Genomic DNA, 5495 nt, shown 5'->3' with positions numbered 1-5495 from the left:
CGCGATCAACCCCGGCATCGGCCGCAGCCCCGACAACGCCCAATGGTCCTATCTCGGCTACAAGGGCGGATCGGAACCGGGCGTGATCGCGATGGCATTCCTGCTGCAGGGCAAGGACGGCTGGTATGCGATCAACGGCGGCTGGAACGATCCGGCTGCGGCGGTCGATGTCGCGCGCTTCGCCACGCTGATCGCGAGCGCGGTCAACGGCCTCGGGAAATGATGCTTATTCGGTCAGCGCGGCGACCAGCGCCTTGACCTTCTTCTGCCGCCACTGCGGAATCGGCGCGATCAGCCAATAGCCCTTGGCGCCGTCCTTGCGGCCATAGTCCGTGACGCGTCCGGCGGCGATATCGGCCTCGGCCAGCAAGGCCGGCACGGTCGCGCGGCCAAGCCCCGCTGCTGCCGCGTCGATCGCCAGGCCGGCGTCGGCGACGGTGATCGCCGCCTCGCCATCCTGCTGCGGGCAGCCGGGCCAGCCGATCGGGCGGTCAGCGCCGTCGGCCAGGCCGACCGTCACATAGTCGCTGCCGCCGATCTGGACGCCCTCATGCTCGCCTTTGTCGTCGGCGAGGCAGATCGCCACATCGAGATTGGCTTGCGTGAAATCGAGGCTGTCGTCCGACGATACCATCGCGAAGCCGAGTTCGGCGTCGGTCCTGCCATAATCGGCCAGCCGCGCCGCCAGCCATTTGGCGGTGAAATCGCGTGGTGCTGCGATCGTCAGCCGCTTGGAGCTCTGCTGCGACTGCATCGCGCGCACCGCTTCCTCGAACTCAAGGAAGCCGCGCCGCAGCGCGTCGAGGCCGGCCGCGCCCTCGGGTGTCAGTTCCAGCCCCTTGGCGGTGCGCCGGAACAGGACGACGCCGAGCACGTCCTCCAGCGTCCGTATCTGCTGGCCGACCGCCGCCGGCGTCACCGCCAGCTCGTCCGCCGCGCGGGTGAACGACAGATAGCGCGCCGCCGCGTCGAGCACGCGCAGGCCGTTGAGCGGCAGGTGCGTCCGCTTCATGGCGTATACTCCGGTCCCAGCAGGGGAAAGCGCGGGATGCGCGCGTCGAAGATCTCGCCGTCGGCGCCGATCATCTGATAGCTGCCCTCCATCGTGCCGGTCGGCGTGTCGAGCGGGCAGCCCGAGACATAATCATAGGATAGACCGGGCGCGATCACCGGCTGTTCGCCAACGACGCCCTCGCCTTCGACGCTATGGCGCGCACCGCGCCCATCGGTGATGATCCAGCGCCGCGTGAGCAGCTGGACGTCGTACAGCCCGTCATTCTCCAGCCGGATATGATAGGCCCAGAACCAGCGGCCGCTTGCCGGATCCGACTGCTCGGGCAGAAAGCTGACCGCCACGCGCACGATCACGTCGCGCGTCTGCGCGCTGTGCGGAAACAGCACGGACAGGGTGGCGGTGGTCATAACCCGACCGCCCGCAGCGCCTGGTCGAGATCCTCGATCACGTCCTGCGGGTCTTCCAGGCCGATATTCAGCCGCAGCATGCCTTCGTCGACGCCCATCGCCAGCCTGACCTCTTCCGACAGGCCGGCATGCGTGGTCGAGGCGGGATGCGTCATCAGCGAGCGCGAATCCCCGATATTGTTGGAGATGTCGATCAGTTGGAGCGCGTCGAGCAGGCCGTGCGCCTGTTCGCGCCCGTCCTCGACCTCAATCGCCAGGATCGTGCCCGCCGCCTCCATCTGGCGCATCGCCAGGTCGTGCTGCGGATGGCTGGCGAGCCCCGGATAGAGCGTCGATACGCGGCCATCGAGGAAGGTCGCGACCTTCTGGGCATTCTCGCTTTGGCGGCGAATCCGCAGATCGAGCGTCTCCAGTCCCTTCAGCACCACCCACGCATTGAACGGGGAGAGCGTCGGCCCGGTATTGCGGGTGAAGGACAGCAGGGTCTTCTCGATAAACTCTTCCGAGCCGCACACCGCGCCGGCGAGCACCCGGCCCTGCCCGTCCATCATCTTGGTCGCCGAATAAGCGACTATGTCCGCGCCATAATCGAGCGGCCGCTGCAGCAAAGGCGTGGCGAAGGCATTGTCGACCACGCTCGTGACGCCGGCCTTGCGCGCGATCCCGCACACCGCCTCCAGATCGACGATGTCGAGCGTCGGGTTGGCGGGTGTCTCGAAGAAGAACAATTTGGTGTTGGGCCGGATCGCATCAGCCCATGCCTGCGTGTCGCGCCCGTCGACGATCGTCGTCGCGATCCCGAAGCGGGGCAGCAACGTATCGGTCAGCCAGCGGCACGAGCCAAACGCGGCACGCCCGGCGACGACATGATCGCCCTGCTCGAGCTGGCACAGCATGACCGCGGTCATCGCCGCCATGCCGGTCGCCATCGCGCGGCACGCTTCCGCGCCTTCCATCAGTGCGATCCGGCTCTCCAGCATCTCGACCGTGGGGTTCTGCAGGCGCGAATAGGTCATGCCTTTCTGCTCGCCCGCGAAGCGCGCGGCGGCATCGGCGGCCTTGTCGTAGCTGTAGCCCGACGTCAGGAAGAGCGCCTCGCTCGTCTCGCCCCATTCGGAACGCGCGGTGCCGCCGCGCACCGCCTGGGTGGCGGGCCGCCATTTCGACGTGATCGAACGATCCTGACCGGTACGACGCTTCATCGCTCCGCCTTTGCCCGCCGGTTGACGACGGTGCAAGGTCGCGCAAACAGCGATGGCTACCCAGGAGACGCCGCATGACCGCCATTCTCGATATTCCGCTCGAAACCATCAGTGGCGGCAAGGCTAGTCTGGCCGACTATGCCGGACAGGTTCTGCTGATCGTCAACGTGGCGTCAAAATGCGGCCTGACGCCCCAATATGAGGGGCTGGAGCGGCTCTACGAGAAATATAAGGATGAGGGCTTCGCCGTGCTCGGCTTTCCGGCCAACGATTTCGCGGGGCAGGAACCCGGTTCCGACGAAGAGATTGCCAGCTTCTGCACAACCAATTTCGGCGTCGCTTTCCCGATGTTCTCGAAGATCACGGTCGTCGGCCCGGACAAGCATCCGCTCTATCGTGAGCTGACGGCGGCCATCCCGGTTGCGCCCGGTGCGGAGTCGATGCGGGCCCGGCTGCAAGGCCACGGCATGACGCCCAATCCCGAACCCGAAATCCTCTGGAATTTCGAGAAATTCCTGATCGGCCGCGACGGCGATGTCGTCGCCCGCTTCGCACCCGACGCCGCGCCGGAGGACGACGCGATCGTCAGCGCGATCGAACGCGAACTGTTCGCGAGCGAGTAAGGCAAAAATCCGTTCGTCCTGAGCTTGTCGAAGGACTGTTCTTCTTCTGAACCGACCTCAGGAAGCAGGACGGGGCTTCGACAAGCTCAGCCCGAACGGTTTGGGTTTACAGTGCCGCTAGCACCGCGCCGCCCATCGCGGCGGTCGTGGTCGTGCCGCCAAGATCAGCGGTCCGTGCACCGCCAGCCAAGGCCTTCGCCACCGCAGCCTCGATCCGGTCGGCCTCGGCGACCTTGCCAAGCGAATAACGCAGCATCATCGCCGCCGACAGGATCGTCGCGAGCGGATTGGCCTTGCCCTGGCCGGCGATGTCGGGGGCGGAGCCATGGATCGGCTCGTACAGGCCCTTCTGGTTGGCATCGAGTGAGGCGGACGGCAGCATGCCGATCGATCCCGCGCACATGCTCGCCTGATCGGACAAGATGTCGCCAAACAGGTTGCCGGTCACGATCACGTCGAACTGGCCCGGATCGCGCACCAATTGCATCGCCGCATTGTCGACCAGCATGTGGCTGAGCGTCACGTCGGGATAGTCCGCAGAAACCTCGATCACGACGTCGCGCCACAATTGCGAGGTTTCGAGCACATTGGCCTTGTCGATCGAACACAGCCGGCGGCCGCGCGCGCGCGCCGTCAGGAAGCCGACATGCGCGATCCGCGCGACCTGATCCTCGTCATAGGACATGATATCATAGCCCTCGCGCCGTCCGGCAGGGGTGGTGCGCATGCCCTTCTCGCCGAAATAGACGTCGCCGTTCAGTTCGCGGATGATGACGAGATCGATCTTGCGCGCGATTTCGGGCCGCAGAGCGGAGGCATCGGCCAACTCGGGATAGAGCTTGGCCGGGCGCAGATTGGCGAACAGGCTCAATTCCTTGCGCAGGCCGAGGATCGCCTGCTCGGGCCGCAGCCGCCGTTCGAGGCTGTCGCACGACGGATCGCCGACCGCACCGAACAGGATCGCGTCCGCGCGCCGCGCGAGATCGAGCGTGCGTTCGGGCAGCGGATGGCCCTCGCTCTTATAGGCAATGCCGCCGACCGGCGCTTCCTCGAACGTCAGCGCAGTACCGCATACCGCTTCGAGCACGCGGCGCGCCTCGGCGATCACCTCCGGGCCAATCCCGTCCCCGGGCAGCAGCGCGATCAGCATAGTCGAAATTCCCCGTCGTCAGATTCGGACGGGCTCTTAACCGGCGCGCGACGGCAGGACTAGCGCATCCGCCACCAATGGCGCGCCGCCATCGCCAGCCCGCCGATCGCGCCGAGGCCCAGCAGGCCGATGCAGAGAACGCCGCCACCCACCCAGAATGCCGATGTCAGCAGCATCAGCATGAAGTCGCTGATCGCGAGGGTGGCGCTGACCACAGGCCTAATCCGGCCTGACGAACTCGGATACGATCCTCGCGCCGCCGGGCAACAGGGTGCCGCCCGCATGATCGCTGCACGCCTGCTCGGCTTCTTCCGGCGTCGGGCAGATCTTGAGCGTGCGCCAACCGAACAGGAAGCTCGCCTGCGCGACATACCAGTCGCGATAGCCGCGCCCGGAAAAGACCGCGTCGATCATGTTCTTGCGCTGGTGGATCACACGATACTTCTTGGCCATGTCAGTGCCGCCGCTCCGCTTTCGCCTGATCGGGAATACGATCTATCGTCATTCCTATCAGTTGGCGCTCTCTAATATAACGCCGCGCCGCCTTCTCAAAACTGGCGCGATCGAGGAATTCGCAATCGCCATGATCTTCGGCTTCGACAGGTTCGGCGGGAGGCTGAGGCTTTCGCCGTTTTCCTGACTTGCGGTGCTTCTGGGGCGCTGACTCGGGCGGGAACACATCGTCCATAGGCTCTGCGGGTTCGAAGATCTTGCTATGAATCTTCGCTCCGGCCTCCCGCGCAATCACCAACGTGTGATGGCAGCGAGGAAGGTCCAGGATATAGTGATCACCCCATTTTTCAATGAAGCCATACAGGGCGCCATCATCTGACGCACTTTGCAGAATGAAAATTTGGCGTCCGGCCGTCTGAAACGGCACGGTTATCATATCGCTGCCCGGTTGTTCTTTCTTGGGGAGCCGATGACCGTTTTCAAAGAGAGCATGCCCGTCCCACCGGACGACCTGCGGCTTGTCCCCTCCTGTGATCAGGTACGTGCCGGGCCGGAACGGATTGGTTGCTTCGCCCTGCGTGTAGAATTTCGGCCCGACCCACACGTCGCAGCCAGCCAATAGCAAAACCATTACCAGCGCAAACG

General features: G+C 65.1%; 8 protein-coding genes and 1 pseudogene. 2 read left to right on the top strand and 7 right to left on the bottom strand.

Annotation, left to right across the window (positions count from 1 at the left end):
- Positions 1-223: pseudogene (locus tag VK533_RS06925) on the top strand (hypothetical protein); the annotation flags it as partial.
- A gap of 3 nt (positions 224-226) precedes the next feature.
- Here VK533_RS06925 and VK533_RS06920 read toward each other — a convergent pair.
- From VK533_RS06920 to VK533_RS06910, 3 genes are read right to left on the bottom strand one after another with little or no spacing between them, the layout of a single operon-like run.
- On the bottom strand, positions 227-1012 hold the full coding sequence (locus VK533_RS06920; RefSeq protein ID WP_324376133.1) for a LysR family transcriptional regulator: 786 nt from the start codon (positions 1010-1012) through the stop codon (positions 227-229).
- Positions 1009-1407: a Co2+/Mg2+ efflux protein ApaG gene (gene apaG / locus VK533_RS06915; protein WP_324376134.1), complete on the bottom strand. Its 399-nt coding sequence runs from the start codon at positions 1405-1407 to the stop codon at positions 1009-1011. Before apaG ends, VK533_RS06920 begins: the two co-directional genes overlap by 4 nt.
- Positions 1408-1418: 11 nt before the next feature.
- Positions 1419-2624 (bottom strand): trans-sulfuration enzyme family protein, encoded by a 1206-nt coding sequence (locus VK533_RS06910; protein WP_324376132.1) that lies wholly within the window; start codon positions 2622-2624, stop codon positions 1419-1421.
- Positions 2625-2698: 74 nt separating this feature from the next.
- Between VK533_RS06910 and VK533_RS06905 the strand changes: the two genes are divergently transcribed.
- A complete protein-coding gene (locus VK533_RS06905; protein WP_324376131.1) occupies positions 2699-3247 on the top strand; it encodes a glutathione peroxidase in 549 nt (182 codons plus the stop codon).
- A 106-nt stretch (positions 3248-3353) separates the two neighbouring features.
- On the opposite strand, the gene leuB is transcribed toward VK533_RS06905, so the two are convergent.
- The 4 genes from leuB to VK533_RS06885 form a co-directional block, all read right to left on the bottom strand.
- Complete coding sequence (gene leuB / locus VK533_RS06900; RefSeq protein ID WP_324376130.1) at positions 3354-4397, bottom strand: 3-isopropylmalate dehydrogenase; 1044 nt, start codon at positions 4395-4397, stop codon at positions 3354-3356.
- A gap of 59 nt (positions 4398-4456) precedes the next feature.
- The gene (locus VK533_RS06895) at positions 4457-4612 is read right to left on the bottom strand and encodes a hypothetical protein (protein WP_324376129.1); all 156 of its coding nucleotides are present in this window, start codon (positions 4610-4612) and stop codon (positions 4457-4459) included.
- Positions 4613-4616: 4 nt separating this feature from the next.
- Positions 4617-4850 (bottom strand): hypothetical protein, encoded by a 234-nt coding sequence (locus VK533_RS06890; protein ID WP_324376128.1) that lies wholly within the window; start codon positions 4848-4850, stop codon positions 4617-4619.
- A gap of 1 nt (position 4851) precedes the next feature.
- The coding region (locus VK533_RS06885) for a hypothetical protein (protein ID WP_324376127.1) at positions 4852-5495 on the bottom strand (644 nt) is incomplete at its 5' end.

The sequence above is a fragment of the Sphingomonas sp. genome, assembly GCF_035317925.1.
GTDB lineage: Bacteria > Pseudomonadota > Alphaproteobacteria > Sphingomonadales > Sphingomonadaceae > Sphingomonas_I.
Note: the sequence above shows the minus strand (reverse complement) of the source record. Positions and strands in the feature narration are given on the sequence as shown.

Excerpts from the sequence above, each read along its gene's own strand:
- leuB (WP_324376130.1), bottom strand. The coding sequence starts at position 4,397 with ATGCTGATCGCGCTGCTGCCCGGGGACGGGATTGGCCCGGAGGTGATC.
- VK533_RS06920 (WP_324376133.1), bottom strand. The coding sequence starts at position 1,012 with ATGAAGCGGACGCACCTGCCGCTCAACGGCCTGCGCGTGCTCGACGCG.
- VK533_RS06890 (WP_324376128.1), bottom strand. The coding sequence starts at position 4,850 with ATGGCCAAGAAGTATCGTGTGATCCACCAGCGCAAGAACATGATCGAC.
- VK533_RS06910 (WP_324376132.1), bottom strand. The coding sequence starts at position 2,624 with ATGAAGCGTCGTACCGGTCAGGATCGTTCGATCACGTCGAAATGGCGG.
- VK533_RS06905 (WP_324376131.1), top strand. The coding sequence starts at position 2,699 with ATGACCGCCATTCTCGATATTCCGCTCGAAACCATCAGTGGCGGCAAG.